Source organism: uncultured Chitinophaga sp., assembly GCF_937898475.1.
GTDB lineage: Bacteria > Bacteroidota > Bacteroidia > Chitinophagales > Chitinophagaceae > Chitinophaga.
In genome coordinates this window covers 271,950-297,357 of record NZ_CALEJS010000041.1, presented here as the reverse complement: position 1 = coordinate 297,357, position 25,408 = coordinate 271,950, and the positions used below count along the sequence as shown (strand labels likewise).

General features: G+C 50.8%; 21 protein-coding genes. 8 read left to right on the top strand and 13 right to left on the bottom strand.

The features are described from left to right. Positions 1-4: 4 nt before the first annotated feature. The 3 genes from poxB to Q0577_RS25530 form a co-directional block, all read right to left on the bottom strand. Positions 5-1,729: a ubiquinone-dependent pyruvate dehydrogenase gene (poxB, locus tag Q0577_RS25540; protein WP_298741419.1), complete on the bottom strand. Its 1,725-nt coding sequence runs from the start codon at positions 1,727-1,729 to the stop codon at positions 5-7. A 68-nt stretch (positions 1,730-1,797) separates the two neighbouring features. Next, positions 1,798-3,297 (bottom strand): FAD-binding protein, encoded by a 1,500-nt coding sequence (locus tag Q0577_RS25535; RefSeq protein ID WP_298741417.1) that lies wholly within the window; start codon positions 3,295-3,297, stop codon positions 1,798-1,800. After that, positions 3,294-3,617, bottom strand: a complete 324-nt coding sequence (locus Q0577_RS25530; protein WP_298741415.1) for a hypothetical protein — start codon at positions 3,615-3,617, stop codon at positions 3,294-3,296. Before Q0577_RS25530 ends, Q0577_RS25535 begins: the two co-directional genes overlap by 4 nt. 162 nt (positions 3,618-3,779) lie before the next feature. On the opposite strand from Q0577_RS25530, the gene Q0577_RS25525 reads away from it, so the two are divergent. After that, complete coding sequence (locus Q0577_RS25525) at positions 3,780-4,349, top strand: Crp/Fnr family transcriptional regulator (protein ID WP_298741414.1); 570 nt, start codon at positions 3,780-3,782, stop codon at positions 4,347-4,349. 144 nt (positions 4,350-4,493) lie between these two features. Then, positions 4,494-4,898, top strand: coding sequence for a DoxX family protein (locus Q0577_RS25520; RefSeq protein ID WP_298741412.1), 405 nt, complete (start codon positions 4,494-4,496; stop codon positions 4,896-4,898). Positions 4,899-4,981: 83 nt separating this feature from the next. Here Q0577_RS25520 and Q0577_RS25515 read toward each other — a convergent pair whose 3' ends face one another. The 3 genes from Q0577_RS25515 to Q0577_RS25505 are packed head-to-tail and all read right to left on the bottom strand — an operon-like array spanning position 4,982 to position 11,472. Further along, the gene (locus Q0577_RS25515) at positions 4,982-6,808 is read right to left on the bottom strand and encodes an arylsulfatase (protein WP_298741410.1); all 1,827 of its coding nucleotides are present in this window, start codon (positions 6,806-6,808) and stop codon (positions 4,982-4,984) included. Between the two features lie 53 nt (positions 6,809-6,861). Further along, positions 6,862-8,319, bottom strand: coding sequence for a RagB/SusD family nutrient uptake outer membrane protein (locus tag Q0577_RS25510; RefSeq protein ID WP_298741408.1), 1,458 nt, complete (start codon positions 8,317-8,319; stop codon positions 6,862-6,864). Between the two features lie 18 nt (positions 8,320-8,337). Continuing rightward, on the bottom strand, positions 8,338-11,472 hold the full coding sequence (locus Q0577_RS25505; protein ID WP_298741406.1) for a TonB-dependent receptor: 3,135 nt from the start codon (positions 11,470-11,472) through the stop codon (positions 8,338-8,340). A 446-nt stretch (positions 11,473-11,918) separates the two neighbouring features. Here Q0577_RS25505 and Q0577_RS25500 point away from each other — a divergent pair, with 446 nt between their 5' ends. Beyond that, positions 11,919-12,707 (top strand): nucleotidyltransferase domain-containing protein, encoded by a 789-nt coding sequence (locus Q0577_RS25500; RefSeq protein WP_298741404.1) that lies wholly within the window; start codon positions 11,919-11,921, stop codon positions 12,705-12,707. 91 nt (positions 12,708-12,798) lie between these two features. Here Q0577_RS25500 and Q0577_RS25495 read toward each other — a convergent pair whose 3' ends face one another. Continuing rightward, entirely contained in the window at positions 12,799-13,203 is a 405-nt protein-coding gene (locus tag Q0577_RS25495; RefSeq protein WP_298741402.1) for a response regulator, read from the bottom strand. A 128-nt stretch (positions 13,204-13,331) separates the two neighbouring features. Further along, a complete protein-coding gene (locus Q0577_RS25490; protein WP_298741400.1) occupies positions 13,332-13,754 on the bottom strand; it encodes a DUF1801 domain-containing protein in 423 nt (140 codons plus the stop codon). 118 nt (positions 13,755-13,872) lie between these two features. Here Q0577_RS25490 and Q0577_RS25485 point away from each other — a divergent pair, with 118 nt between their 5' ends. Further along, positions 13,873-14,547, top strand: coding sequence for a phosphatase PAP2 family protein (locus Q0577_RS25485; RefSeq protein ID WP_298741398.1), 675 nt, complete (start codon positions 13,873-13,875; stop codon positions 14,545-14,547). Here Q0577_RS25485 and Q0577_RS25480 read toward each other — a convergent pair. Next, complete coding sequence (locus Q0577_RS25480) at positions 14,524-15,252, bottom strand: SGNH/GDSL hydrolase family protein (protein WP_298741396.1); 729 nt, start codon at positions 15,250-15,252, stop codon at positions 14,524-14,526. The genes Q0577_RS25485 and Q0577_RS25480 overlap by 24 nt on opposite strands. A 186-nt stretch (positions 15,253-15,438) precedes the next feature. Here Q0577_RS25480 and Q0577_RS25475 point away from each other — a divergent pair, with 186 nt between their 5' ends. Then, a complete protein-coding gene (locus Q0577_RS25475) occupies positions 15,439-15,894 on the top strand; it encodes a VOC family protein (RefSeq protein ID WP_298741394.1) in 456 nt (151 codons plus the stop codon). 369 nt (positions 15,895-16,263) lie between these two features. After that, a complete protein-coding gene (locus Q0577_RS25470; protein WP_298741392.1) occupies positions 16,264-18,768 on the top strand; it encodes a phosphocholine-specific phospholipase C in 2,505 nt (834 codons plus the stop codon). Here Q0577_RS25470 and Q0577_RS25465 read toward each other — a convergent pair. Next, positions 18,752-19,123, bottom strand: a complete 372-nt coding sequence (locus tag Q0577_RS25465) for a hypothetical protein (RefSeq protein ID WP_298741390.1) — start codon at positions 19,121-19,123, stop codon at positions 18,752-18,754. The two genes, Q0577_RS25470 and Q0577_RS25465, sit on opposite strands and share 17 nt — an antisense overlap. 202 nt (positions 19,124-19,325) lie before the next feature. Here Q0577_RS25465 and Q0577_RS25460 point away from each other — a divergent pair, with 202 nt between their 5' ends. After that, complete coding sequence (locus Q0577_RS25460) at positions 19,326-21,764, top strand: ABC transporter permease (protein WP_298741388.1); 2,439 nt, start codon at positions 19,326-19,328, stop codon at positions 21,762-21,764. A gap of 3 nt (positions 21,765-21,767) precedes the next feature. On the opposite strand, the gene Q0577_RS25455 is transcribed toward Q0577_RS25460, so the two are convergent. The 3 genes from Q0577_RS25455 to Q0577_RS25445 form a co-directional block, all read right to left on the bottom strand. Then, on the bottom strand, positions 21,768-23,096 hold the full coding sequence (locus tag Q0577_RS25455; protein ID WP_298741387.1) for an AarF/UbiB family protein: 1,329 nt from the start codon (positions 23,094-23,096) through the stop codon (positions 21,768-21,770). 10 nt (positions 23,097-23,106) lie between these two features. Next, positions 23,107-23,736 (bottom strand): TetR family transcriptional regulator C-terminal domain-containing protein, encoded by a 630-nt coding sequence (locus Q0577_RS25450; RefSeq protein WP_298741385.1) that lies wholly within the window; start codon positions 23,734-23,736, stop codon positions 23,107-23,109. A 230-nt stretch (positions 23,737-23,966) separates the two neighbouring features. After that, positions 23,967-24,878 (bottom strand): alpha/beta hydrolase, encoded by a 912-nt coding sequence (locus Q0577_RS25445; RefSeq protein ID WP_298741383.1) that lies wholly within the window; start codon positions 24,876-24,878, stop codon positions 23,967-23,969. Positions 24,879-24,921: 43 nt separating this feature from the next. Between Q0577_RS25445 and Q0577_RS25440 the strand changes: the two genes are divergently transcribed. After that, positions 24,922-25,401, top strand: coding sequence for a DUF4251 domain-containing protein (locus tag Q0577_RS25440; RefSeq protein ID WP_298741381.1), 480 nt, complete (start codon positions 24,922-24,924; stop codon positions 25,399-25,401). Positions 25,402-25,408 lie beyond the last annotated feature (7 nt).

Genomic DNA, 25,408 nt, shown 5'->3' with positions numbered 1-25,408 from the left:
GCGCCTATTTGTTCAGGAAATTGGTGCTCACGGTCTGCCATACTTCCGCACCTTCGCCCGCCAGCACCTGTTTAAGCATGTAAAGGCTGAAGCCTTTTGCTTCCTTGAAATTAATGGCAGGCGGCAGGGATAGTTCAGAGGGGTTTACCACCACATCTATCAGTGCAGGGCCCGGGTGAGCGAAAGCCTTAGAGAGTGCAGGCTGTATTTCTTCCGGGTTTTCCACCCTGATACCGGGCATGCCCATGGCAGTGGCCATCCTGGCAAAATTGGGATTTTTAAGATCGGTGCCAAAAGGCGGCAGCCCCGCTACTTTCATCTCCATGGCTACAAAGCCCAGGGAGCTGTTATTATACAATACCAGTTTTACCGGGAGATTATATTGCTGGATGGTGAGTATTTCGCCCATCAGCATACTGAAACCGCCGTCGCCGCATAAAGCGATCACCTGTCTGCCCGGAAACGCCAGCTGCGCACCAATGGCCATTGGCATAGCAGCCGCCATGGAGCCATGATTAAAAGAACCGATCAGTCTTTGTTCGCGCCGCATTTTAAGATAGCGTGCAGCCCATACTGTAGGGGCGCCTACATCTGCAGTGTATATGGCATTGTCAACAGCCGTATCGCTTACCAGTTTGGTAAGATATTCGGGGTGGATGGGCTGCACCCCCTGTTTGCCCTTAGCATGCGCTTCAAGGCGTTCCCTGCTGCCGGCATACCTGTTCATGCTTTTGGTAAGATGGCCGCGGTCTGTTTTCTTTTCCAGCAGCGGCAGCAGCGCTGTTACCGTTTCCTTTACATCTCCAGCCAGGCCTTGGTGCAGCCGGCATCTTCTGCCCAGCCGCTCGGGCCGTATGTCAACCTGCACGATCTTTACATCTTCCGGGTACCAGTCTTTGTAGGGAAAATCAGTGCCCAGCATCAGCAGCAGGTCGCACTCCCGCATGGCATGATAACCGGAGGAGTGCCCTATGAGGCCGGTCATCCCCACATCAAAAGGATTATCGTGTTCTACATGTTCCTTGCCCCTTAATGAATGTACCACCGGTGCACTGATCTTGTCAGCAAGCTGCAGGATAGCGGCATGTGCACCCGCACAGCCGCTACCGCACAGCAGGGTTACGCGGGCAGATTGGTTGATGAGCGAGGCTAGGTCCTGCAGTTCTGTATCACAGGGACGTACACTGGCACGGATAGGCGCCAGATCGTGCTCCAGTTGCGGCCATTCAATTTTCTCCATGGCAACATCGCCGGATAGGCCCACCACGGCAACACCTCTCATGCCTACCGCATATTGCATGGCAATCTGTAATACCCTGGGCATTTGCCGCCCGGAAGAAATGATCTCACAATAATGGCTGCACTCCCTGAACACCAGCTCAGGATGCGTTTCCTGGAAATAGCCGGTGCCGATCTCACTGCTGGGAATATGCGCTGCAATAGCCAGCACGGGGGCCATACTGCGGTGGGCATCATAAAGGCCGTTGATCAGGTGCAGGTTACCGGGGCCACAGCTGCCCGCGCATACGGCCAGTTTACCGGTGAGCTGTGCTTCTGCACTGGCGGCAAAAGCCGCCGCTTCTTCATGCCGGTAGTGGATCCATTCAATGTCTCCGCTTTTACGGATCTCTTCCGTGATCGCATTGAGTGAGTCGCCTACAATGCCGTGAATACGGCGCACTCCTGCTTTCCGCAGGATGGAAACAAGGGCTGCAGCAATAGTCGACATATCAGGGCTGTTTGTTGTCTATAAAGTTAGGAAGTCCCCCTTGTAAAATTATCGGACGCTGCAGTAGTTTATAAGCCCCACTGCTGTATGATGGGGTTCGTAAATACAGCGAGCGTCTGCGGATCCATTAACTGTTTGCGGGATGCCTTCCATTGATCAAGACTGTCGCCATACATCCTTCTCAATCGGGCGGGCGTCAGCTCATTCACCTTGCCCCAGTGAAAAGCATAAGGGATATTCTGCTTGTCCAGCTCTTTCCATACTTCACTATAGAACGCATAGGTAGTGGCGGAGAAAGCGCCATCCAGTTCTACCACGCAGGTGTAAGGATAACGCGTAAAGGCCAGCAGAGCTTTTGACTGTTTCACAAAGCGGAAGGCAAACAGGCCGGAGAAGGGGCCTTTTGATTTGTTCATACTGACCAGCAGGTCTATCACATCTCCTACCCGTTCTATAGGGATGCCGATGGCAGCGCTCAACAGCTTGCCATGCAGGGTGGTGTTGTCAAAAATTTCGCCCAGGGTGCCGCATTGCTTTTCGAAAGGTTTGAGCGAGCCGGCCAGCAGTTTGTTCACCAAGGTGGGCACCAGTTTGGGAACGGCATCTGTAAGCTTGCCTACAAAGCAGGGCGCATCATCGCCGGGACCAATACCGGCTGAGTTACGTACAGGCGCTGTATAGTCGGTACGAAAGGGCCGCTTGTACATGGTGGTCACATACGCAAGGTTTTTTTTGTCGTAGGGGTTGATGATCACCTGGAAATGATAGGGGCGTTCATTGCCGCAGGGCAGCGTGGCCTTTGAGAAATCAAGCGTGCACATAATATCGCGCAGGGCTTTGTCAAAGGTCTTTTGTTGCATATGGGCTTCCAGCAGGAAGATATCCTCTGTTTCTATCATCACGCCATGAATGATGCCGAAGCTGCCAAAACTTACCAGGGCTGCGTAAAACAATACATCATCCCTTACCAGTTCTGCGCCGATCAATCCTGTAAAGCGGTCTGACACCACCCGGTAGGAGGCGCGTTCCAGCCATATGTGGCGCGTACCGCCTACAATAAGATGCAGGCCGGTCACATAATCCTGTACGGAGCCTACATCAAATGCAGAGCCATGTGCGCCGGTAGCAATAACGCCTGCAATGGTTTGCCCGTTACTGGCGCCGGATGTCTTGAGCGACAGCTTACGCTGCTTCATGAAGTTGTGCAGCTCCCACACACCGGTGCCGCATTGCGCCATGAACAGTTTGGAGGGATCGCCTTTATAGGCCGGGCTCACACTGGCAGGCGTAATGGTAAAGACGGTGTTCAGTGATTTTGTTTCCAGCATAATGCCTGGTGTAGCGGCGATGGGCGTCCAGGACCAGCCGGCTCCCAGGCCGCGCAGGTGACTGCTGTTGCGGATTGCTTCCTGTATCAGTTGCTGAAAACCTGCGGTGGCGGCATTGTAGCTTTCTATGGCGCTGCCATCGCCATTAGCCAGCTCGTAACGGTTCTCAATATTGTACACAAATGTTTCATGCTGGTTCTCCCAGGTATGATCATTTGTTTTGAAGATCTTCATGCTCATAGTTCAGCGGTTTTAGGACAAGGTTTGCCGCATTTGTATTCCAGCCGTATGGGACTGTAAATACCGAGCGTAATCACGGTGATCAGGGTGTACCCGAAATTATTCCTTACCCGCACTTCAGACATCCCGTAAATACCGAGCGAATCGCAGTTGGGGGTGGGAATATCTTTCTGTTGTGCAAGCCCCCAGAAATAGCTATGGGCGGTCACTTTCCTGACACCGGTGCCCGATTGGGCATGGGTGGCCACCCTGTAGGTATAGCAGCTGCTGAATGCTATACAACAGGCAGCAAATAACAGGGCGGTGTATACATGTTTCATAGTGGGAATTTTGGGTGAAACACAAACATTTATGTTAAAATACGGGATATTGGGAAGGCCGCCGTCTGGAACCACGTAAGTGGCAGGGGATGTTTAACGGATGGCAGCCAGCGGCGGACAAATGGTATTACCGGTTACAGGGTATTTGAGTACTTTTGGACCATGTATGAATTGATACTGGCCCATATAGCCCGGCACGTCACATTAGCGCCGGCAGAACGCGAAAAATTCTGTGCTGCGCTGCAGCATAAAAAATTACGCAGGCGGCAATACCTGCTGCAGGAAGGAGATATCTGCCGCTATGATCATTTTGTGATCAAAGGCGGCCTGCGGCAGTATGAAGTAGATGATGAAGGCCGCGAGAACGTAATGCAGTTCGGCTTTGAAGACTGGTGGATCTCAGACTGGTATAGTATGCTCACCAACACGCCTACGGCATATAATATCGAAGCCCTGGAAGATACGGAAGTGCTGCAGATAGAACGGGTAAAACTGGAACAGCTTTTCCTGGAAATACCCGCCCTGGAAAGATATTTCCGGATTATTATCCTGCATGCCTTCGTGGCATTGCAAAGGCGTGTGTTGTTTATGCAGAAATCTTCTGCGGAAAGATATGCGGAGTTTTTAACAAGATATGCGCATGTGGAGCAGAGAGTATCGCAGCAGCATGTGGCTTCCTACCTGGGCATCACAAGAGAAACGCTGAGCAGGTTAAAGAGCCGGAAGTTGTGAGGTGGTTGTGATCTTTATCACAACTTTTTTTTAACAAACATCACAGGTTTGTACCCCCATCCCTCCCCAAATTTGTACTGTCAAAAATGAAAGTACAAAGCAATGATCCAACAAATTTTAGCTACAGAAAACAATTGGACAGGCATGATCCTGCGACTGACATTGGGCCTTGTCATTTTTCCCCATGCCGCCCAGAAATTATTCGGATGGTTCAACGGCCCCGGGCTTTCCGGCGAAATGCAGTATTTAACGCAGGTAGCGGGCCTCTCCACCTTTACCGCTGTTATGGTGATACTGGTAGAATGCGGCGGTACCCTGCTGCTGTTAACAGGCTTCGCTACCAGGATTGCCGCCCTTGGCATGCTGGGCCTCTTCATTGGTATGATCATCGTGGTACATTACAAAACAGGATTCTTTATGAACTGGTTTGCCCAGGCTCCCGCCGGAAGTGAAGGTTTTGAATACCATCTGCTCGTAATAGGTATGTGTATCGCCATGCTGATAACGGGAGGAGGGAAGTGGTCTCTGGACAGACTGATTACCGTTTAAAAGTTTGAGGTTTGAAAGTTTGAAGGCGCCCCAAACCGTTAGGGCACCTTCAAACTTTTAAACCTTCAAACTGCTGACTGTCTCTATTTTACCGCCGTCAGCCGTCTCCTGTTGAAGACATCTTCCCAGTCTATCAGCGGGTAAACATTGTTCTTTTTGGCTTCGCTTTCAAACAGGGCCTGCAGCTCTTTCAGCTTTTCGGGGTATTTGGCCGCCAGGTTGTTCCTTTCATTAAAGTCTTCCTCCAGGTTATACAGTTCCCATACTTCGTTGTCAAACCCTTTCTTTACCGGTGCAGCGCCGGTAGCAGGGGTATTGATATCAATATAGTCCGGGTGATGCGCTACGCCTGCTTTCCAGCCATCTTTGTAAATAGCGCGTGAACCGAAGATGTAGTAATACTGTACATGGTGGCGTGAAGCCGCCGTAGCATCTGTAATTGAATAAGCCAGGGAGATGCCCTGCACACTATCCTGGCGGATGCCGCGGATGGCTTCCGGCTGCTGAATGCCAACAATATCCAGGGTGGTGGGCAGCAGGTCTATTACGTGCCCGTATTGTTTGCGGATGCCTCCTTTGTCTTTGATGCCTTTAGGATAGAAAGCAATGAGCGGATTGTGCGTACCCCCTTCCGCGTTAGCATCCTGTTTGTAGTACTTGAAAGGCGTATTGGCCGCTTCTGCCCATCCCAAAGGATAGTTGGTCTGCAGGCCTTCCGGGGTGCCGATCTTGTCATACTCCGCCAGCGCTTTTTTCAACGCTTCTTCTTCCGTAACAGCAGCGCCGAAACGGGCACGGTTCACCACGCCTTCATAGGTGCCTTCCTTGCTGGCGCCATTGTCTCCAACAATCACGAACACCAGTGTATTTTCCAGCTGGTTGATCTCTTTCAGGTGATTGATAATGCGGCCAATCTCATGATCGGTATAAGTGAGATAAGCTGCATACACTTCCATGAAGCGGGCGTACAGGCGTTTTTCTTCCGCCGGCAGCGCGGCCCAGGCTTTGATGTTAGGGTTACGCGGGGGCAGTTGTGCATTGGCGGGAATTACGCCCAGCTTCTTCTGGGCGGCGATCACTTTTTCGCGGTATACGTCCCAGCCTTCATCAAACTTTCCCTTGTAGATGTCCCTCCATTGAGCGGGCAGCTGGTGGGGCGCATGGGTAGCGCCGGGGGCGTAGTACAGGAAGAAAGGTTTATCCGGCGCTGCTTTTTTCTGCCGCGTAATGTAGTGAATGGCTTTGTCGGTGATCTGTTCATTCAGGTGTCTGCCATCGGGCTGTATGTGTGCATTGTCTTCTACCAGGGCGGGGCGGTATTGGTCTGTTTGTGATCCCAGGAAGCCGTAGAAATGTTCAAAGCCTTTGCCGCTGGGCCAGCGGTCAAAGGGCCCTGCATCAGTGGTGTCTGCATCTGGCGTCACTCCCCATTTACCCACGGCAAAGGTATTGTAGCCATTGTCCCGCAGTATTTCTGCAATGGTGCCTTTTTCAGCAGGAATGCGGCCGTCCCAGCCGGGGAAGCCGGCAGAAAGGAAGGTGTGCGCAAAGCCGCCCATATGCGCAGTATGCTGGTTGCGGCCCGTGAGCAGCGAAGCCCGGGTAGGGGCGCAGATGGCGGTGGTGTGAAAATTGGTATACCGCAAACCATTGCTGGCAAGGCTGTCAAAGGTGGGAGTGGGGATCAGGCCGCCAAATGCGCTGGCGGCGCCGAAGCCTACATCATCCAGTAAGATCCATAGCACATTGGGAGCGCCGTCAGGCGCTTTGGGCAACGGTGTCCAGTATTCCTTTGATTCGGCGTACGTTTTGCCGATCACGCCCTGGAACCCGGGCGGAGGGCTGCTCTGCGCGGTAGCCTGACTGGCAATAGCGGCAAGGGCAAGAGATAAAAGCGCTGTTTGTTTCATATTTGTTAGCGTTTAAAATGTGTGTTTTTCCGGTTCACAGGCCATGAACTTTATCACCATCCCGGGTTCTGCGTCAGCAATGGGTTCAGGTCTATTTCACGCTGCGGGATGGGATACAGGGTATCTTTCAGCGCGGCCCCGGTTTTAGCCGGCAGCTGTTTCAATGCATCATAGAGGTAGCTGCCACCTCTCCGGGCCAGGTCAAACCAGCGGTTGCCTTCCAGGATGAATTCTTTCCTTCTTTCCAGGAACACAGCTTCCCTGAACTGCGATTGGTTAAGACCGGTAGCGAGATCAGGGAGGTGCGCCCGGCTGCGTACCCGGTTAATAGCCGTATAGGCTGCTGCGGTAGGACCGCCGTTTATTTCATTCAGGGTTTCGGCATACAGCAGCAGGATGTCTGCATAGCGGAGTACCGGGTAATTCAGGCCGCTTTGTCCCTGGTTGGTGAGGGGCGACAGGCTGAAGTCTATAAACTTGGCAAAGCGGGGTGCGCCAAAGTCCACTGTTCTGCCGGTGGCCGCATTATACAGGCTGGTGAAGAAGGTAACGGCACGGCGGGCATCATGCGCTTCAAACAGGGGGTAAAGACTGTCTGAAGGAAGATCGCCGGGGAACACCGCCACATTGAAAGAGTTAAAGGAGCCGGAGCTGACAAACTGTGTACTGTTCTTTGCGCCCAGGTTGGTTTCAAACTGTACGGAAAAGATATGCTCCTTACCGTTTTTCGTTGCTTTCTGGAAAGCGTCCTGGAAATTTTCGAAGAGGTCATAACCATAACCGCCGTTGATCACCTCTTGTAATTCGGTAAGGGCGGCCGTCCATTGACGGCGGGTAACATACACTTTGGCCAGCAGCCCGTGTGCCGCACCGCTGGTAACCCTTCCTTTATCGGCGCCGGTAAGGAATTTGGGCAGGTTCACAGCATCTGCCAGGTCTGCAATGATCTGTTGATACACACTGTCCTTGGAGCTGCGGGGTACCAGCAGTTTGGTCACATCTACCGTAGCAGGATCGTGCAGTATCAGGGGCACATCGCCATGAAAACGCACCAGGTTGAAGTACAGCAGCGCCCGTATGAACTTCGCCTCCCTTACCAGCTGTGAGCGCAGGGCGGTATCAATCGGCACATCGGGAATATTGTCAATAGCGACGTTGGCCCTGCTGATACCGTAGTAGTGCTGCTGCCAGCTTTTCATTATGCGGTCGTTGGTGGCCACATACGTGGCGGTACCAAGTGCGCGTACATCGGGGTTGGTATTGGACGGACTGAACACCTGGTCATCGCTGCCGTTACCTGTCAGCAGGTTAAGGTTTCTGCCGTAGATCGGGAAATCACCGGCAGGATCGCTGTTCAGGGTGCTGTACACCGCCGCAACGGCAGCCCTGGCGTCTGATTCGGTTTTATAGAATTGCGAAGCGGTGATGATGGAACCAGGATCTTCCGTCAGTTTATTGCAGGACATGGATAAGCTGCCTGCAAGCAATAACAGTATATATACTCTTTGCATTGTTCTTTTTTTATTAAATCAGAAGGTTACGTTCAGCCCGGCGAGAAAAGTGCTGGCAGGAGGATAAATGCCGTAATCAATCCCCTGTTTGGTATTGTCGCTGTCATAGAAGTTCACCTCAGGATCATACCCGTTGTAGCTGGTAATGCTAAAAAGGTTCTGTGCAGCTACGTATATGCGCAGCTGTTTGGCATGGATGCGTGAGACAATGCCCTGCGGCAGCGTATAGCCAAGGGTGATATTCTTCAGTTTGGCATAGGAGCCATCCTCAATGTACTGATCTGTTACCTGGGCTACCGGTGCGTTGGTGGCTTTCGGGAAAGTTCCGTTTGGATTATCCGGGCGCCATCTGTCCAGCAGTGTAGCCGATGCATTCAGTGAAAGGGTAGGAATCTCCAGCTTCTGCTGCAGCAGGTTGAAGATCTTGTTGCCATAAGAGCCCTGGAAAAAGAAGGACAGGTCAAACTGCCGGTAGTTAAGTGTATTGGAGAAGCCGAAAGTGAATTTGGGCTGTGCGCTGCCCAGGTTGTGTTTATCTGTTGTGGTTACCACACCATCGCCGTTCCAGTCCACATATTTGCGGTCGCCTTCCTGCTGCGATACGCCCGCCAGCAACGGGGCGCCTTTGGATACGTCTGTGGCCGTGAGCAAACCATCGGTGCTGTAGCCCCAGAAGGTGCTCACGGGCAGACCCACCTGTACGATCACCGGTGATACCTGCCCGGTGGGAGCCAGGGGGAAGAAGCTGCTGGCGCCACCCAGGCTCAGCACTTTATTCCGGTTGGCGGCAAACACCAGGGTAGAGCGCCAGCTGAAGTGTTGCGTTTTCACAGGTTGGCTGTTCAGGCTCAGCTCAATACCTTTGTTCTCCACGCTGCCTACGTTCTGCAGGGAGCTGGCATAACCGGTATACAGCGGAAAGGGTACATGCAGCAGCAGGTCGCTCGTCTTTTTATAGTACACATCAAAGACCAGGTTCACCCGGTCGTTAAGGAGGCCCAGGTCAACACCCGCGTTATATTGCGTGGTGGTTTCCCATTTCAGATCGGGATTGGCAATCTGCAGCGGGGCGATACCGGTTACCAGTGCGCCGTTGAAATAGTAATTGGTAGGCGCCAGCGCCGCCAGCGCGCTATACGGAGGCACCTCCGAGTTGCCGGTGCGGCCGGCGCTGAGCCTTATTTTCAGGTGGCTGATATGGCGGTTGAGGGGTTGGAAAAAATCTTCCTGGCTGGCGTTCCACGACAGGCCAATGGCAGGGAAAAAGCCCCAGCGGTGATTAGCCCCCAGCCGCGAAGATCCGTCTGCCCGCTCAGAAATGGTGACGTTGTACTTGTGTTTATAAGAGTAGTTCACCCTGGCCAGGTAAGAGTTCAGGGCAGACTGGTGAGCGTTTGACTGCGATAGCAGGGCCGTGGCGGCATAACTCAGGTTGTTATATTCAGTAAGATCGTTTGGGAACTTTTGCGCGCTGGCTACTGCAGATTCGTCTTTTGCAAACTGGGTGGTATAGCCCGCCAGCACGTTCAGAAAGTGTTTACCTGCAAAAGAATGATTCCAGGTCAGTGTGTTCTCATTCAGCCATGTTACCGCAGTACCGCTGCCTACGGAAGCATACCCGCCGGCAGAATAGCCGTTGGAGCCGGCGCCCGGTGCGGCGGTATTGGAGGGCGCATAATAGTTCTGTTTGGTGTTCAGCAGGTCTGCACCAGCGGTTACTTTTAACACCAGCTCATCCAGCAGGCGGTACTCAGCGGAAATATTGCCCAGTACGCGTGTAATGTTACTATGATTTGTAGTGGCGGTAATATCCTGCAACGGATTGGTGGGCGTAGTGGTATACGGACTGTTGATGTTATAGCTGCCATCGTCATTCCGGATCTTCGCCACCGGGGAGGATAATATCAGGCTGGGAAAGGCGCCGGAGAAATTGATGCTGTTGTAAGCCGGGCCAAATAATTTATCAGACGAAGCCTGGCTGCCAAATACATTCGTGTTCACCTTGAACCTTTCATTCACAATCCTTTCGTAGTTGATACGGCCGGAGTAGCGTTTAAAACCGGTGTTGAGCAATGTGCCCTGCTGGTTGAAATAGCTGCCGGAGATCAGGTAGCGGTTCTTGTCATCGCCGCCGGAAACAGACAGCTCGTGATTTTGGATAGTGGCGTCCCGCAGGCCGGAGCGCTGCCAGTCGGATCCTTCGCCCAGGGCGGCTATCTGCTGGTCTGTAAATGTTTCCGGCTTTCCATCGCTTACATTGATATCATTCACCAGGGAGGCCCATTGCGAGGCGTTGAGCAGGGAGAGCTTTTTGGCTACGCGCTGCCGCCCTGCATAGACGCTGTAGTGCACATCGCTGCTGCCTCTTTTTCCCCTGCGGGTGGTGATCAGCACTACGCCGTTGGCGCCACGGGACCCGTAGATGGCGGTGGCAGAGGCGTCTTTGAGGATCTCCACAGACTCAATATCGCTGGGGTTGATGGTGGAGAGCGCATTTATACTGGCGCCGCTGGATGCGCCGGTATTCGTGTAATCATTATTGTTATATACAATGAAACCGTCTATTACATACAGGGGTTCGTTGCCAAAAGAAATGGAGTTGCCGCCACGAACGCGGATGGTAGCGGTACTGCCCGGCTGCCCGGAGCTTTGTGTAACGGCAATGCCTGATACGGCGCCCTGCAGCAGGTTGTCAAAAGATACGGTGGGCAGGGCCAGTACAGCTTTGGGCAGGGAAGCCACCGATCCCGTAAGGTCGCTTTTTTTCTGGGTGCCATAGCCTACCACCACCACGTCGTTCAGCTGTGTATTGGCTTCCTGCAGCGCGATATCCAGGTTGCCATAGCTGTTAACGTTGATCTCCTGCGTTTTATAACCTACATAGCTGATGATATAGGTAACGGGTATGCGCTGTCCCGTTACGAATTTAAATGCGCCGTTGTTATCTGTTACCACGCTGTGTGTAGTGCCTTTGATGCGCACTACGGCGGCAGGCAGGGGATCCTTGGTTCTTTCGTCGAAAACTTTACCTGCCAGCAGCACATTGTTGTTTTGCGCCCGGCCTGCAAAGCCGGTCAGCAGCAGGAAAAACAGGAGAGAGCAGGAAATACGATAGCGGCAGGTATATTTTTTATACCTTTGGAACAGATTCATGTTAATGATGTTTTATCGTTAATGTAAATCAGCGATGATGATCAGTAAGTGATTGGCGTTACTGGACTGATCTCATCCCCCTCCCGGTAATTTATTACCGGGTTTTTTTCGGCGATCCTATTTTGTGTATATAAGTTGGTTTTAAATTAAAAATATCCTGTATCTGGAACAGCACTGGTTGTTCACGAGAAAAACTGAACAGGAATGAAGGAACCAGCACTAACAACAACAATATTCCTTTAAAGGGAAGATGTAGTAGCGGCCCGGTTGGGAGGCCGGTCTGGATAATGATGATAAGGAAGATTTGATGGTTGATACTGCCCGCATAACAATAGTAATTGTTGAGCATCTGGCTTGGTGGGCGCCAAATCCGGTTACAAAGATAACGTTAGTTTTTAAAAAGTCTACTAAACTGGTAGGAAATTATAAAAAATTCTTCAGCAGGTATGATGATACAACAGCAATTTGCAAAAAGTGCGGCAGCGCTGTTAAGGAACGATCCCGGTGTAATTGGCCTGGCCGCAGGCGGTTCATGGATCCATAAAGAAATGGATCCCTATTCAGACCTGGACCTTGTACTTGTTACCAGGGAAAAGGTAGCGGGCAACAAGTCTGCCATGCTTGCTTACGCTGCAAAGCTGGGCCAGTTGCTGAACGCTTTCACAGGCGAGCATGTTGGCGAGCCGCGTTTGTTGATCTGCCTCTACGATGATCCCCTCTTGCATGTAGATATCAAGTTTGTTACCCTGCCCGAATTCCATGACCGTGTTGAAGACCCGGAAATATTGCTGGACAAGGACGCTGCGCTGGCTGGTGTTATCTCGGCTACCACAGCCGTGTGGCCTTACCCGGATTACCAGTGGCTGGAAGACCGCATCTGGACATGGGTGCATTACATTGCCACCAAAATGGGCAGAGGTGAGTACTTTGAAGCGCTGGATGGTGTAGGCTTCCTGCGCGCCAGGGTGCTGGCGCCGCTGATGCAGGTAAAAAACGGTATTCGTCCCAAAGCCCTGCGTAAGGTGGAAAAAGAATTGCCTGCTGCAGATATGGACGACCTGATTGCCACGGTAGCCGACTATGATCCTGCTGCCATTTCAGAGGCATTACTGCATTGTGTCCGCATCTATAAGGCATTACGTGCACAACTTTTCCCGGCAGACATTACGTTCCATACAGCATCCGAACTGCGGAGCATGGCATATCTGCAGGAGGTTAGTGCAATGGTGCAATAACGTTTATGCGGCAAATTTAGATTTAAACAGGGATTAGCTGCGGGCAGTGATCAATAAAGATGAGGTAATGGTTTCCTATAGCCGGCACTTGTTATTTTACGAGGGTCCATTTTTCGGAAAGCACGTTGGATAAGGCTTCACATAATTCTGCATAAGTGGTGGGCTTTGTAAGGAAATGCATGGCGCCCATCTGGATGGTTTCCGAAAAATCGTCAGACAGCGTGGAAGTCGTGTAAATAATAATACGGGTCTGGTGCAGCTTCTTCAGCTTCTTTAATTCTACCAGGCACTGTTTACCGCTAAGCATCGGCAAATTCAGGTCAAGGAAAATGTAGTCTGGTATAGGAGCCCGGTCAGTACCAAGCATGTCAAGGGCTTCCATTCCGTTTTTGAAAGTGTAGCACACAGCAGACCCATCAACGTCTTTCAGTGCATCGCAGAAAAATTCGCGGTCATCTGGGTCGTCGTCGATGATCCAAAGTACTTTTGATTTCATTGGGTTGGATTTAGTTGTTTTGAAGAAAAAGGCTGGTGGGCTAAATTACCGAATTTTTAGTATTCGTAAATGGATGAATGTGCTAACAAATTTTCTGAAAACAGGTATTCACGGATGTTTACGACCTTTTATCCTGCGGAATACTTTGCTTTCAGGGAGCGGGATGACGCAGCTACCAGTTCCTTCAGCACACCGGTGTCAACATCCTCCAATTTTTTGATATACAGACATCCTTTGCCTGTTTTGTGCTTTCCCAGTTTTTGCAGCAAACTTTCATGGTTATCGCAGCCCAGCATCAGGTAGAAAGTGATCGCCTCCTTGCGGGGAGAGAAGCCTGCCAGCGGCGCATCTCCTTCGTGCCCGCTTTCGTATTTATAGTGGTAGCTGCCAAAGCCCACAATGGCGGGGCCCCACATCTTCGGGGGGTAACCGGTGGCTTCCTGCATCAGCTGCAGCGCGGTATAGCAGTCGCGGCGTTTCTTTTCATCCGGCACCGTGTCAAGAAAAGCCTGTACGCTGTTTTCGGTAGGGCGTGTTTTGGGACTTGCCATTAGGAAGATTTTAACATTTCACGTATAACAAAGATAAGCCCACAGGCGTTATCAGTGTCAGAAGCCTGCAAAAATGCTTCAATCCCTGCCGGAATATTTGCTTGTTTTAAATTGTACAATGAAAGATCAACTGGTTGCTAAACTCTGTGCTGTTACTATAGTACTACAGCTGTTCTTATGTGGAAATAATGGTGCCCAGGCACAAAGCCTTGATATTAAATGGCTACGATCTGTTAATTACAATTCCGATAAAACGGAGGTGACTTACAAGGCCATGAATGGCCTTAGTAAAAGCGTGTATTACGTGGCGGTGGGCGTACCCCTTGCACAGCTGGCGGTAGGCTACAGCACCCACGACAAGGAAACCATCCGGAACGGCTGGTTAAGCCTCGCAGGACAGGGACTAACACAGGCCATTACTTTTGCAGGAAAATCCACCATCCGCCGTCAGCGGCCCTATCTTAAATATCCTGACATTCATACCAATGTGTATGACGATACCTATTCCTTTCCCTCCGGCCATACTTCCATGGCCTTTTCAACAGCCACTATGTTATGCCTTCAGTACCCGAAATGGTATGTAATAGCGCCCTCCTTAGCCTATGCAGGGGCGGTGGGCTATTCCAGGATGTACCTGGGCCGCCACTATCCCAGCGATGTATTTGCGGGGGCGGTAGTAGGAGCAGGCACTTCTTACCTTTGCTTTAAGGTAAATAAATGGCTGCAGGGAAGACGTGCTGCCCGTCAGCGCCCCCTGGTGAATCCTTTCTCACCCCTGGAGCAACCGTTTTAAATAAGCCGGGTAGCTGTCCTTGTCCAGGCTGCCATCGCCCCAGGTGATACTGTCGCCAAAGCATACAATGCGGCCGGCGGGCAGCTGATTATACATGATGTAGTCATAAACAGCCAGACCTATTACCCGGTATCCTTCGGGGGTAGGGTGAACACCGTCTTTCCGCGGACTGTTAGCCTCGTTCAGCAGCAGGCAGCTGGCTTCCGTACCGATATTCCCGATCTTCTCAAACAGGCTTCCCACATCCAGCAGGGCGGTTTGCCTCCTGGCGGCGGTCTCTTTTATGATATTGTTCAGCGCAGCTCTTTTCTCCTCCGGGCTTTCCGTGGCAAAAAACGCGGCGGGATGCCTGCTCTGTACATAGGGGCTGTAAAAGGGAAGGAGGGTCATGAGCAATACTTTGCTGCCGCTGTTGCTGATGCCCTGCACCAGTTTGTCCAGGTTCTCCCGGTAAATGTCAGCAGGAATATATTTGGCATGGTTCAGTCCGTCGTTGGTGCCCGCCATCAGGATGGTCAGCTCCGGTTGATACGCCAGGCAGTCTTTATCCAGCCGGTCCAGCAGATCCTGTGTATTATTGCCGGGCACTCCGGCATTAATAATCCTTGTATCTTCTTCCATCCGGTTGCGTGCACTTAATGTAAAGGGTAATGTGGTAGCGATGGCTTTCAGCGCCGTACGGGCAAGAAAGGTTCTTCTGTTCATAACAAACGCTCTCAGGTTTGAGGTTTGAGGTTGGTTGCAGGTTAGAAGTTGCAGCAATTCTCCAGTTCGAAAGACCTGCCATGAACCTCAAACTTCTAACGAACCTCAAACCTCAAACTTCAAACCTTTAATATACAAATTTCCAGGTACGTTTGTTAAATTTGGATATTAACCAAATGTCCCGTTATGATCACTAAAATGTCGCACACTTCTTTATTTGTGCTGGACCAAGACAAGGCTTACGATTTTTATGTTAACAAACTGGGTTTTAAGGTACATACCGATGTGGTAATGACGGATGACAACTGCGAAGACGGAGTAAAAGCCGGTAAGGATGCAGACAACGCATATCGCTGGTTAACCGTTAATCCGCCGGACCAGCCCGACCTGGAGATTATCCTTATGCCGATCAGCGGCCTGGACTTCGAAGCGCAGAAAGCGGTTCGCATACTGCTGGAAAAAGGCCTGCTGGGAGCAGGCGTACTATATACACCTGATTGCAAAGCTACCTATGAAGAGCTGAAAGCCAAAGGCGTAGAGTTTAAATGCCCGCCGCGTGAGCAGTTCTATGGTATTGAATGTATCATTTCTGATGGAGTAGGCAACTGGTTCAGCATGACAGAACCTAAAGTACAGGAGTAATATTCCTTATAGCTATTAAGAGATGCTTAAAATGTGTTGACAGATCGAAGCACATCAATGTAAGATCACAGAACGGCGTTGCCAGCTGACAGATGTGTCGTGACAGATCGAAGGTGTTCGATGTAAGATAACAGATGTGTCATGAAAGCTGACAGATGTACCGCGTCAGCTGACAGATGTACCATGACAGATCGAAGGTATTCGATGAAAGATAACAGATCTGTACCGCCAGCTGACAGCTTTTCCGTGTAAGCTGACAGATGTACCGCGCAAGATCACAAATGTTGCCATTTCATTAATTATGCTGCCTCACTAGGTTATTAATAAACCTTGAATATTTTTACGCTTTGTAAACAATTGTATACCATCATGGATTCAAGAAGGGAATTTCTCAAAAAAGCAGCCCTGTTATCGGGCGCTGCAGGCTTCGCAACATTACCGGCTTCTGTTCAGCGCGCACTGGCTATCGATCCTGCCCCGGGCACTACCTACCTGGATGCGGAACACATTGTGTTCCTCATGCAGGAAAACCGCTCCTTTGATCACTGCTACGGTGCATTGCAGGGCGTACGCGGTTTTAACGATCCACGGGCCATCCGCCTGCCCAATAAGAACAGCGTATGGCTGCAGACCAATGCCGCCGGCGAAACCTACGCTCCCTTCCGCCTCAATATGAAAGAAACCAGGGTTACCTGGATGGGCTCACTGCCGCATTCCTGGAGCAACCAGGTTGATGCCCGCAACAATGGCAAATACGATAAATGGCTGGATGCAAAGCCCTCCGGCCATCCTGAATATGCTAAAATGCCCCTGACCATGGGCTATTACACCCGCAGGGATATTCCCTTCTATTACGCCCTGGCAGACGCCTTTACCGTGTGCGACCAGCATTTCTGCTCTTCACTGACCGGTACTACGCCCAACCGCCTGTATTTCTGGACGGGCACCATCCGCGCGCAGCAAAACGAAAACTCGCCCGCCCTGGTATGGAACGAGGAAGCGGATTACACCAACATGGCGAGCTGGAAAACCTTTCCGGAAAGACTGGAAGAACAGGGTGTTTCCTGGAGAATTTACCAGAACGATATCAGCGTGGAAGGTGGTTTTACCGGGGAGGAAGACAGCTGGCTGGCCAATTATGGCGATAACCCGATAGAGTACTTTTCCCAATTCAACGTAAAGCTGTCCGAAAGATACCTGAACTACCTGGATAAAGCAGCCGCTAAACTGCCTGCAGAAATAGCCGCACTGGAAAAACAGGTAGCCGCTGCAGCGGCAGACAAGGCAGAAGCGCTCAAAAAAAGCCTCCGGCGTAAGAAAGACGAACTGGCAAGGGTAAAGAAGGATCAGCAGCTGTATACCCGCGAAAAGTATGAGAAGCTTTCGCCACAAATGAAAAGCCTGCACGAAAAAGCATTTACCATCAATAAAAAGGATCCCGAATTCGGCAAGCTTACCACTCTGCAATACCAGGACGGTAACACCCCCCGTAAAGTGACGATCCCCAAAGGGGATATCTTGTACCAGTTCCGGGAAGATGTAAAGAACGGCAGCCTGCCTGCCGTATCCTGGCTGGTGGCGCCGGAGAATTTCTCCGATCACCCCAGCTCCGCGTGGTACGGCGCCTGGTATGTATCTGAAGTGATGGACATCCTTACCAGCAACCCGGAAGTATGGAAGAAGACCATCTTTGTGCTCACCTATGACGAGAATGACGGTTACTTTGACCACGTGCCGCCCTTTGTTGCGCCTAACCCGCGTGATAAGAACAGCGGCAAGGTATCCGACGGTATAGACGCCGGGGTGGAATTTGTAAGCAGGCAGCAGGAACAGCAACGCACCTGGATATCTGAAGATCATAAACGCGAAAGTCCTATCGGCCTGGGCTACCGGGTACCCCTGGTGATCGCATCGCCCTGGAGCCGCGGCGGATGGGTGAATTCCCAGGTGTTTGATCATACCTCTTCGCTTCAGTTCCTGGAAGAATTCCTGCAGCATAAAACAGGCAAATCAATACAGGAAACCAATATCACCGCCTGGCGCCGAACCGTATGCGGCAACCTCAGCTCTGTGTTCCGGCCCTACAACGGCGAAAAGATCAAACAGCCTGCTTTCGTTGAAAAGAATGCTTTCATTGAGAGTGTGCATAAGGCTAAATTCAAGGGGGTACCCGACGGTTATAAAAAACTAAGCGATGCAGAAATAGCGCTGATCAACCGTAACCCGGCCGCTACTCCTTTAATGCCCAGCCAGGAGAAAGGTATCCGTCCCTCCAATGCGCTGCCCTACGAGCTTTACGTGAACGGGCAGTTGAAAAACAACAGCTTCGAAATATCTTTTGCCGCCGGAAATAAAACCTTTGGCAAGAAGGCCGCAGGCGCGCCTTTCACAGTATATGCGCCGGACAGCTGGAAAGGCAGTGATAACACGGTGTGGTCTTATGCCGTAAGTGCAGGCGACCAGCTGCAGGATACCTGGCAGCTGAGCAATTTTGAAGGCGGGCAATATCATTTACAGGTACATGGCCCTAATGGCTTCTTCCGCGAGTTTAAAGGCAGTGGCAAGGATCCGCAGGTAGGCGTTAGCTGTATGTATGCCCCTGCTGCTGCGCAGCAACTGCTGCTTAAGCTGGTTAATAACAGCAAGGCGGCGTTAACCATAGAGATCACCGATAACTCCTACAAAACGGGCAGCCGTACACAGGTCTTAAATGCCGGTGCATCAAAAGACGTGCTGCTGGACCTTTCAAAAAGTTTCGGCTGGTACGATCACAGTGTAAAGGTGAAAGGCGCCGATGGCTTTGAACAGCGTTTTGCCGGGCGTGTGGAAACGGGTAAGAGCAGTTTTACGGATCCGCTTATGGGGAGGGTGTAGGGTAACGCGTGCTGAACTGCGCTGAATCTGCATTTGTAAGCTGTTTGATGTAGGCGGCTGTTGTGGCGGTTTTGCTATGCTTCAGGTATTGCTGAAAGAATATCGATGCCAGTTTGCAAATGGTATCATAATTTTCCGCATGTACATACTGGGTAGAGGGCTGCAGCTTTTTGGCGATAATCGCCATGCTGGAGAAGTCTTCATGCGTGCCATTCGTAAAGCGCAAATAATACTTTTCCTTTGCAGGGATATGCGCTGAGAAAACGTATACCGAATCAAATGCACCGGAGCGGCCGCTACTAAGGTACATATACGGCATGGTCAGCTTCTCCGGCGTATAGGGAGGCAGCTGCAATAGCCGGTCGTACTGCTTATCCCAGGCAGTGTCAAAACCGTAATAGTGCGTTTCCGTTCCATCATGTTAAAGTAATGCTACTGTCCGGAAGTGAACACGCTGCTTTCAAAACCGGACATTGTAATATTTGAACTGTTTGATTATCAATGGCTCATCGCCAGGCATTACCTTTGTATCATCATCGCAACTTAAACCAGAGTTGATGCTGAAAAACTATTTCAAGATCGCCATCCGGCAACTTTCCAAACAGAAAATGTATGCAGCTGTTAAAATAGGCGGCTTTGCTTTGAGTATTACCGCCTGTTTGCTGATTGCTTTATATATCAGGCATGAGTTGAGTTACGACAGCTATTACCCCAATGCAGACCGCATTTACCGTGTGATAGGAGAGCTGGAGGATGAAAGCGGGATGAGGAAGGGCGCCTCATGGCCTGCGCCATTTGCCCGGGCCATAAAAGATGATTTTCCGGAGATAACACTGTCAGCGCGTTTAATGTCTAACTCTTTGTTCACCGGCGCAGGTAATAACCAGTTGCGGCGGGCTGATAAGGCAGAGAATACTTTTGAAGAAGGTTTTGCCTATGCAGATCCGGAATTGTTGCAGGTATTCACGATACCGATGGTGTATGGCGACCGCCGGCAAGCCCTGAAAGAGCCCAATACCATCGTAATATCCAGGAGAAAAGCAGATAAATATTTCCCGGGCGAGGACCCGGTAGGAAAGGTATTGATCCTGAACGATAATCTTAAAACGCCCTACCGCATAGGTGGCGTGATGGAGAATTTCCCGGATAACAGCCATTTGCATTATGATTTCCTGCTGACGCTGAGAGGAGTGGAGTTCTGGCCGGGCGAACAAACAGAGTGGCTGGCCAGTAATTATGAAACCTATGTAATGCCGCGCCCCGGTACTGATATGGACAGGTTTAATGCCATGCTGCTGGATTTGGTGGTGAACAAGTATTACTTGCCCGCATTAAGGCAAATGGGCAGTAAGGTGGCAGAAAAGATCGGCAAATCTTTGCAGTTAAGGTTCATCTCACAACCGGTAAAAGATATTCACCTGCGATCAGGCGGTATTGACGGCGGGCAGAACAGCATCATTTTCGTATGGCTGTTCGGCGCTATTGCGGTGTTTATCCTCGTGATCGCCTGTATTAACTTTATCAATCTTTCTACCGCCAGATCAGCCAACCGCGCAAGAGAGGTGGGTTTGAAGAAAGCGATCGGCTCTTATCGCAGCGACCTGGTGAAGCAGTTCCTCTCAGAATCATTGTTGTACAGTTTTCTTTCTTTCTGCATCGCAATGCTATTGGCCTGGTTGCTGCTACCGTATTTTAATACACTGTCGGGTAAATCCCTGTCTATACCCTGGACTGCCTGGTGGCTGGCGCCATTGCTCATCAGCGCTGCATTTACAATCGGTATTGTAGCGGGGCTATATCCTGCACTTTATCTTTCTTCCTTCCAGCCAATGGCGGTATTGAAAGGCAAGCTAAGCCAGGGCACAAAGAATAAGGGTCTGAGAAGCGGCCTGGTGGTGTTCCAGTTCACTACTTCCGTGATCCTGATCATCGGCACATTTGTGATTTACCGCCAGATGCAGTTTATCCTTAACAAGGAACTGGGATTTGAAAAAGAGCAGGTGATGATGATCCAGGGCGCCAATACACTGGGGAACCAGGTTGGCGTGCTGAAACAGGAGCTGGCGAAGCTGCCGCAGGTACAGCATGTAGCGATCAGTGACTATCTGCCGGTGTCTGGTACAAAAAGAAATGGCAATCCGTTCTGGAAAGAAGGGAAGCAGACGGAGGAAAGTGAAGTGAGCGGGCAGTTCTGGAATATAGATGCAGACTATATTGAAACCATGGGCATGCAGCTGGTAGCCGGCCGTAATTTTTCGAAGAACATGCCTACATATTCACAGGCGGCAATTATCAATGAGACCATGGCCGCGAAGTTGTTTCCCGGGGAGAAAAATGTGGTAGGAAAACGCCTGACCAATGGCGGTCCGCCACGTGAGATCGTGGGGGTTGTAAAGGACTTCAACTTTGAAAGTATGCGCAACCGCATTGTCCCGCTTTGTATGGTGCTGGGTAACAGTCCTACCATTGTGTCCGTCAAATTGAAAGCCGCGGATATGCAAAGGTCCATCGCCGCCATCACCGGCGTATGGAAAAGTATCAGTCCGCTTCAGCCTTTCCGGTATACCTTCCTGGATGAGCGTTTTGCAGCCATGTATGATGATGTGCTCCGTACCGGGAGAATCTTCAGCAGCTTTGCCATACTGGCCATTATTGTAGCTTGCCTGGGATTGTTTGCATTGTCTGCCTACATGGCGGAACAGCGCAGTAAAGAGATCAGCATCCGTAAGGTGCTGGGGGCTTCTGTAACGCAGGTCACCACCCTGGTATCCAAAGACTTTCTGAAGCTGGTAGCGATAGCCGTATTGCTGGCGTCACCAATTGCGTGGTGGGGCATGCATCAGTGGCTGCAGAATTTTGCTTACCAGACTACCATCAGCTGGTGGATCTTTGCAGTGGCGGGTGTACTGGTGCTGATCATCGCGTTGATAACGATCAGTTTTCAGTCCATCAGGGCAGCAGTGGCGAATCCGGTGGATAGTTTGCGGGGGGAGTAGTTCCTAAGAAGCCTGCTGGTGCATCAGCGCCGTTGAACGGCCTATCCCCGTAAAAATATCTGCTTTCAGCTCACTCAGGATGGAATACAGCCCGAAATACGTGCGGTTCACATACAGCGAATGGCGGGAGCCCCTGGCTACTTTGGAATCGCGCACTTCCTTCAGGTTGTACAGGTAATCCATGTAGGCGTATATTTCCGCGAAGTAAGACTCGTTGCCAAAGTCAAAGCGGTCCTGTGTGAAAGGCAGGGTAAGGAGGTCTATCATCTGCTGAAAGAGCCCTGAATAAAAAGTGATCTCCTTTTCCGTATCAGTAGGATGGATCATTTCCAGGTTCATGTAGATCTCCATACGTTTGGCCTCATCTTTCAGCACCTCTTTATCTACCAGCATGAAATAGTTCTGGTAAAAGTCTGCAGGTATTTCCTTGATGCAGCCGAAATCGAAAATGCCTACGGTGCCATCATCGCGCATCAGGAAGTTACCCGGGTGCGGGTCTGCATGCACTTTTTTGAGCTGGTGCATCTGGAAATCGTAGAAGTCCCACAACGCCTGGCCAATGCTGTTGCGCGCCTCCTGCGAAGGATTGCGTTGCAGGAATTCTTTCAGGTGAAAACCGTCCAGCCAGTCCATGGTGATCACTCTTTCTGAAGAGAGCTCGGGATAATAGCCGGGGAACACCAGGTTGGGAATATGTGCGCAAAGGGCGGAGAGTTCCATGGAACGGTGCAGCTCCAGTTTGTAATCCGTTTCTTCCAGCAGTTTGGTCTCTATCTCCTCGAAGTATTTATTCATATCTACTTCGTTCATCCCTACGATGCGGACGGCAAACGGTTTTACGATCCGCAGGTCAGACTTTACGCTGTTGGCCACGCCGGGATACTGTATTTTGATAGCGAGCTGTTTGCCCCATTTGCTGGCCCTGTGAACCTGTCCGATAGAGGCGGCATTCGCAGCCTTCATATCAAACTGGTCGTACAGCTGCGTGGGCGATTTACCCAGTGTTTTAAGGAAGGTGTTCACCACCAGCGGACCGGAAAGGGGAGGAGCGCTGTATTGCGACATGGAAAAGAGGTCGGAGTATGCTTTGGGCAGCATGCCTTTATCCATGCTGAGCATCTGCGCCACTTTCAGGGCGCTGCCTTTCAGCTGGCTGAGGGTGTCGTAAATATCTTCTGCATTGTCTGCATGCAGCTCCTCTTTGCTGGTGGTAGGATCCATCAGCTTGCGGGTATAATGTTTGAGATAATTGGTGCCTACTTTCAATCCGGTGGTAATAAAACGTCCGGCCCTTTCCACCTTGCCGGTAGGGATGTTCGATTGTTCCTTCATACCATGCTGATTATTGTTTCCCTGTGAACATGAATTTACCGAAATCCAGCAGGCCGTCTATAGTGTTTTCACCGATCAGCTGGAAACTGAGATGCACTGCTTTTTCAATGGCGGCATCGGTCATTTCAAATTTATCGCTGGTATCTGTGATCCAGTAACGCAGCACAAACAGCGCCTGTACCCAGAAACCATGTACATACTGGTCAGAAATATATTTTCTTTCCCTGATCTCTTTGGTCTGGTAACCTTCCCTGATCAGTTCTTCCGCATACTTATAGAAAGCTTTGCGGAAGCTTTCCAGTTGTCCCTGGTGCAGTACCGGGAAACCGAATTTCTCTTTCTGGAGGAGAATATAGCTGCGGTCTGCCTTCAGTTTCTGTACCCACAGGAAATAGAAGGTGAGCAGCTTTTCCCGGGCGGAATACTGCTGGTAGATCTCGTCCGCCTTCAGCTGATCAGTGGTTTCCTCGAAGATGCCCAGCCAGATATCCCTTTCCAGGGATTCGAGAGAGCTGTAGCTGTCATAGAAAGCCGTTTCAGGAATGTTGACGATCTTACAGAAGGCATACACAGAAACAGGGGCTTTACCATTCTCCAGCCAGTATAATTTATACGCATCGCGTAGTTGTTGCTTCTCCATAATGCAAGTATTTACGGTTTGGGCACAGGGTTAATATTCACTATACAAATTTACGGCAGGCAAACGGATAATGAACAGCCGGCCGCCCGATAGTTGCGGCATGAGTGTTAAATAAAAGCCAAAAAATGTTTGCCAGTTTGAGGGTTTGATAGTTTAAAGGTTTGAAACGTTCGCGAACGTGATCAAACTTTCAAACCTTTAAACTTTTAGTCTCTCTGACTGTCAAATGTTCACAATTTTTGTAATACCTGTGATAGCGTGTCATAAAACGCTTTCGGTTGCTCAAACATCGGGAAATGTCCGGATTCCTGGATCCAGTGCAGTTGCATGGAGGGGTGGATGATCTTCAGCTCGTAGGTGTAGAAGGCAAGTGCATCCTGGCGGCCGGAGATCACCTGGATGGGGCCTTTATAACGGCTTAATGCGGGACGCGCCGTAAGGTCATATCCGCTGCGCATAAGGTCTTTGATCATCAGGTCGCGCATGGTGGCATTGGAGGGGGCGGCATTAATCTGTGGTAAAAGGCTGTCTATCTTGTACTTATTGTAAATGTAGCCATAACGGACCAGGCGGTCGTAAGCAGCCGCTTCTTCCGCGCTCCGGTTTGTTTTTGCGGACAGGGAGTCCAGCTGCCGCAGCTCCGCCAGGCCTAACCTGGATCTTACATTAGCCAGGTGCACGGCAAAAAGCTCCTGCGATATTTTATAATAGCCGGGCGCTACCAGTACCAGGGCCTTCACTTTTTCAGGATGCGTGGCCGCATAGCACATAGCCAGCATCGCGCCCCAGGAATGGCCGTAAATAAGCGCCTGTTTGATCTGCAGGTGATCCTGCAGGCGGCCCACATCGGCTATGGCCGACTCCAAAGTAATGGTAGTGGAATCAAAGGGGGCAGGAATGGAACGCCCGGTGCCCCGCTGTTCAAGCAGGATAGCCTTATAGGACTTACCCAGTTCCATGGCCACTGCTTCCTGCTGGCGGTAGGAATTACCGGGGCCGCCGGTCAGAACAATAACAGGGGCGCCTTTACCGTATGTATGATAATACAGGTAACCGTTGGCATATTTTATGGAGTCTGTTTGCTGTGATCGGGCAGTATTGCATAAAAGCAGGGCGATGATACAGTAGATGGGTGAACGCATAATACAGGATACTTGGTATAAAATTATTAAAATGTACAGAGTCATGAAACAGTTATTGAAGGGAATGTTATGCCTGGCCATTGGCCTGGCCAGTACAAAGACGATGCTTGCACAGGATAAGAAAGCGGAAATAAAAGAACTGATAGACGCCCGCTCCTACGTATTCAAAGCACAGACCATGCTACCCATGGGGGGACGCAGCAGGCAGCTCACCACTGATTACGATCTCAAGATAGCGAAAGATTCCATTATCAGCTACCTGCCTTATTTTGGCCGTGCCTATACCGCACCGATCGATCCTTCAAAGGGAGGCTTACAGTTCAAATCAAAGGACTTTGAATATACCATAGAAAATAAACGCAAAGGAGGATGGGACATTGTGATCAGGCCGAAAGATGCGAACGATGTACGCCAGATGTCGCTGATGATCTCCGAAGAAGGTTATGGTTCCCTGCAGGTGCTGAGTAATAACCGGCAGCCGATCACCTTCAACGGGTATATAACGGCAAGGGAAAAACGCTGACAGCGTC

What these genes read in the sequence shown, in the direction of transcription:
- Q0577_RS25485 (WP_298741398.1), top strand. Translation starts at nt 13,873, where the DNA reads ATGAAAGATCAACTGGTTGCTAAACTCTGTGCTGTTACTATAGTACTA.
- Q0577_RS25520 (WP_298741412.1), top strand. Translation starts at nt 4,494, where the DNA reads ATGATCCTGCGACTGACATTGGGCCTTGTCATTTTTCCCCATGCCGCC.
- Q0577_RS25515 (WP_298741410.1), bottom strand. Translation starts at nt 6,808, where the DNA reads ATGAAACAAACAGCGCTTTTATCTCTTGCCCTTGCCGCTATTGCCAGT.
- Q0577_RS25480 (WP_298741396.1), bottom strand. Translation starts at nt 15,252, where the DNA reads ATGAACAGAAGAACCTTTCTTGCCCGTACGGCGCTGAAAGCCATCGCT.
- Q0577_RS25470 (WP_298741392.1), top strand. Translation starts at nt 16,264, where the DNA reads ATGGATTCAAGAAGGGAATTTCTCAAAAAAGCAGCCCTGTTATCGGGC.
- Q0577_RS25510 (WP_298741408.1), bottom strand. Translation starts at nt 8,319, where the DNA reads ATGCAAAGAGTATATATACTGTTATTGCTTGCAGGCAGCTTATCCATG.
- Q0577_RS25505 (WP_298741406.1), bottom strand. Translation starts at nt 11,472, where the DNA reads ATGAATCTGTTCCAAAGGTATAAAAAATATACCTGCCGCTATCGTATT.
- Q0577_RS25455 (WP_298741387.1), bottom strand. Translation starts at nt 23,096, where the DNA reads ATGAAGGAACAATCGAACATCCCTACCGGCAAGGTGGAAAGGGCCGGA.
- Q0577_RS25525 (WP_298741414.1), top strand. Translation starts at nt 3,780, where the DNA reads ATGTATGAATTGATACTGGCCCATATAGCCCGGCACGTCACATTAGCG.
- Q0577_RS25450 (WP_298741385.1), bottom strand. Translation starts at nt 23,736, where the DNA reads ATGGAGAAGCAACAACTACGCGATGCGTATAAATTATACTGGCTGGAG.
- Q0577_RS25490 (WP_298741400.1), bottom strand. Translation starts at nt 13,754, where the DNA reads ATGGCAAGTCCCAAAACACGCCCTACCGAAAACAGCGTACAGGCTTTT.
- poxB (WP_298741419.1), bottom strand. Translation starts at nt 1,729, where the DNA reads ATGTCGACTATTGCTGCAGCCCTTGTTTCCATCCTGCGGAAAGCAGGA.
- Q0577_RS25495 (WP_298741402.1), bottom strand. Translation starts at nt 13,203, where the DNA reads ATGAAATCAAAAGTACTTTGGATCATCGACGACGACCCAGATGACCGC.
- Q0577_RS25460 (WP_298741388.1), top strand. Translation starts at nt 19,326, where the DNA reads ATGCTGAAAAACTATTTCAAGATCGCCATCCGGCAACTTTCCAAACAG.
- Q0577_RS25445 (WP_298741383.1), bottom strand. Translation starts at nt 24,878, where the DNA reads ATGCGTTCACCCATCTACTGTATCATCGCCCTGCTTTTATGCAATACT.
- Q0577_RS25440 (WP_298741381.1), top strand. Translation starts at nt 24,922, where the DNA reads ATGAAACAGTTATTGAAGGGAATGTTATGCCTGGCCATTGGCCTGGCC.
- Q0577_RS25500 (WP_298741404.1), top strand. Translation starts at nt 11,919, where the DNA reads ATGATGATACAACAGCAATTTGCAAAAAGTGCGGCAGCGCTGTTAAGG.
- Q0577_RS25530 (WP_298741415.1), bottom strand. Translation starts at nt 3,617, where the DNA reads ATGAAACATGTATACACCGCCCTGTTATTTGCTGCCTGTTGTATAGCA.
- Q0577_RS25535 (WP_298741417.1), bottom strand. Translation starts at nt 3,297, where the DNA reads ATGAGCATGAAGATCTTCAAAACAAATGATCATACCTGGGAGAACCAG.
- Q0577_RS25475 (WP_298741394.1), top strand. Translation starts at nt 15,439, where the DNA reads ATGATCACTAAAATGTCGCACACTTCTTTATTTGTGCTGGACCAAGAC.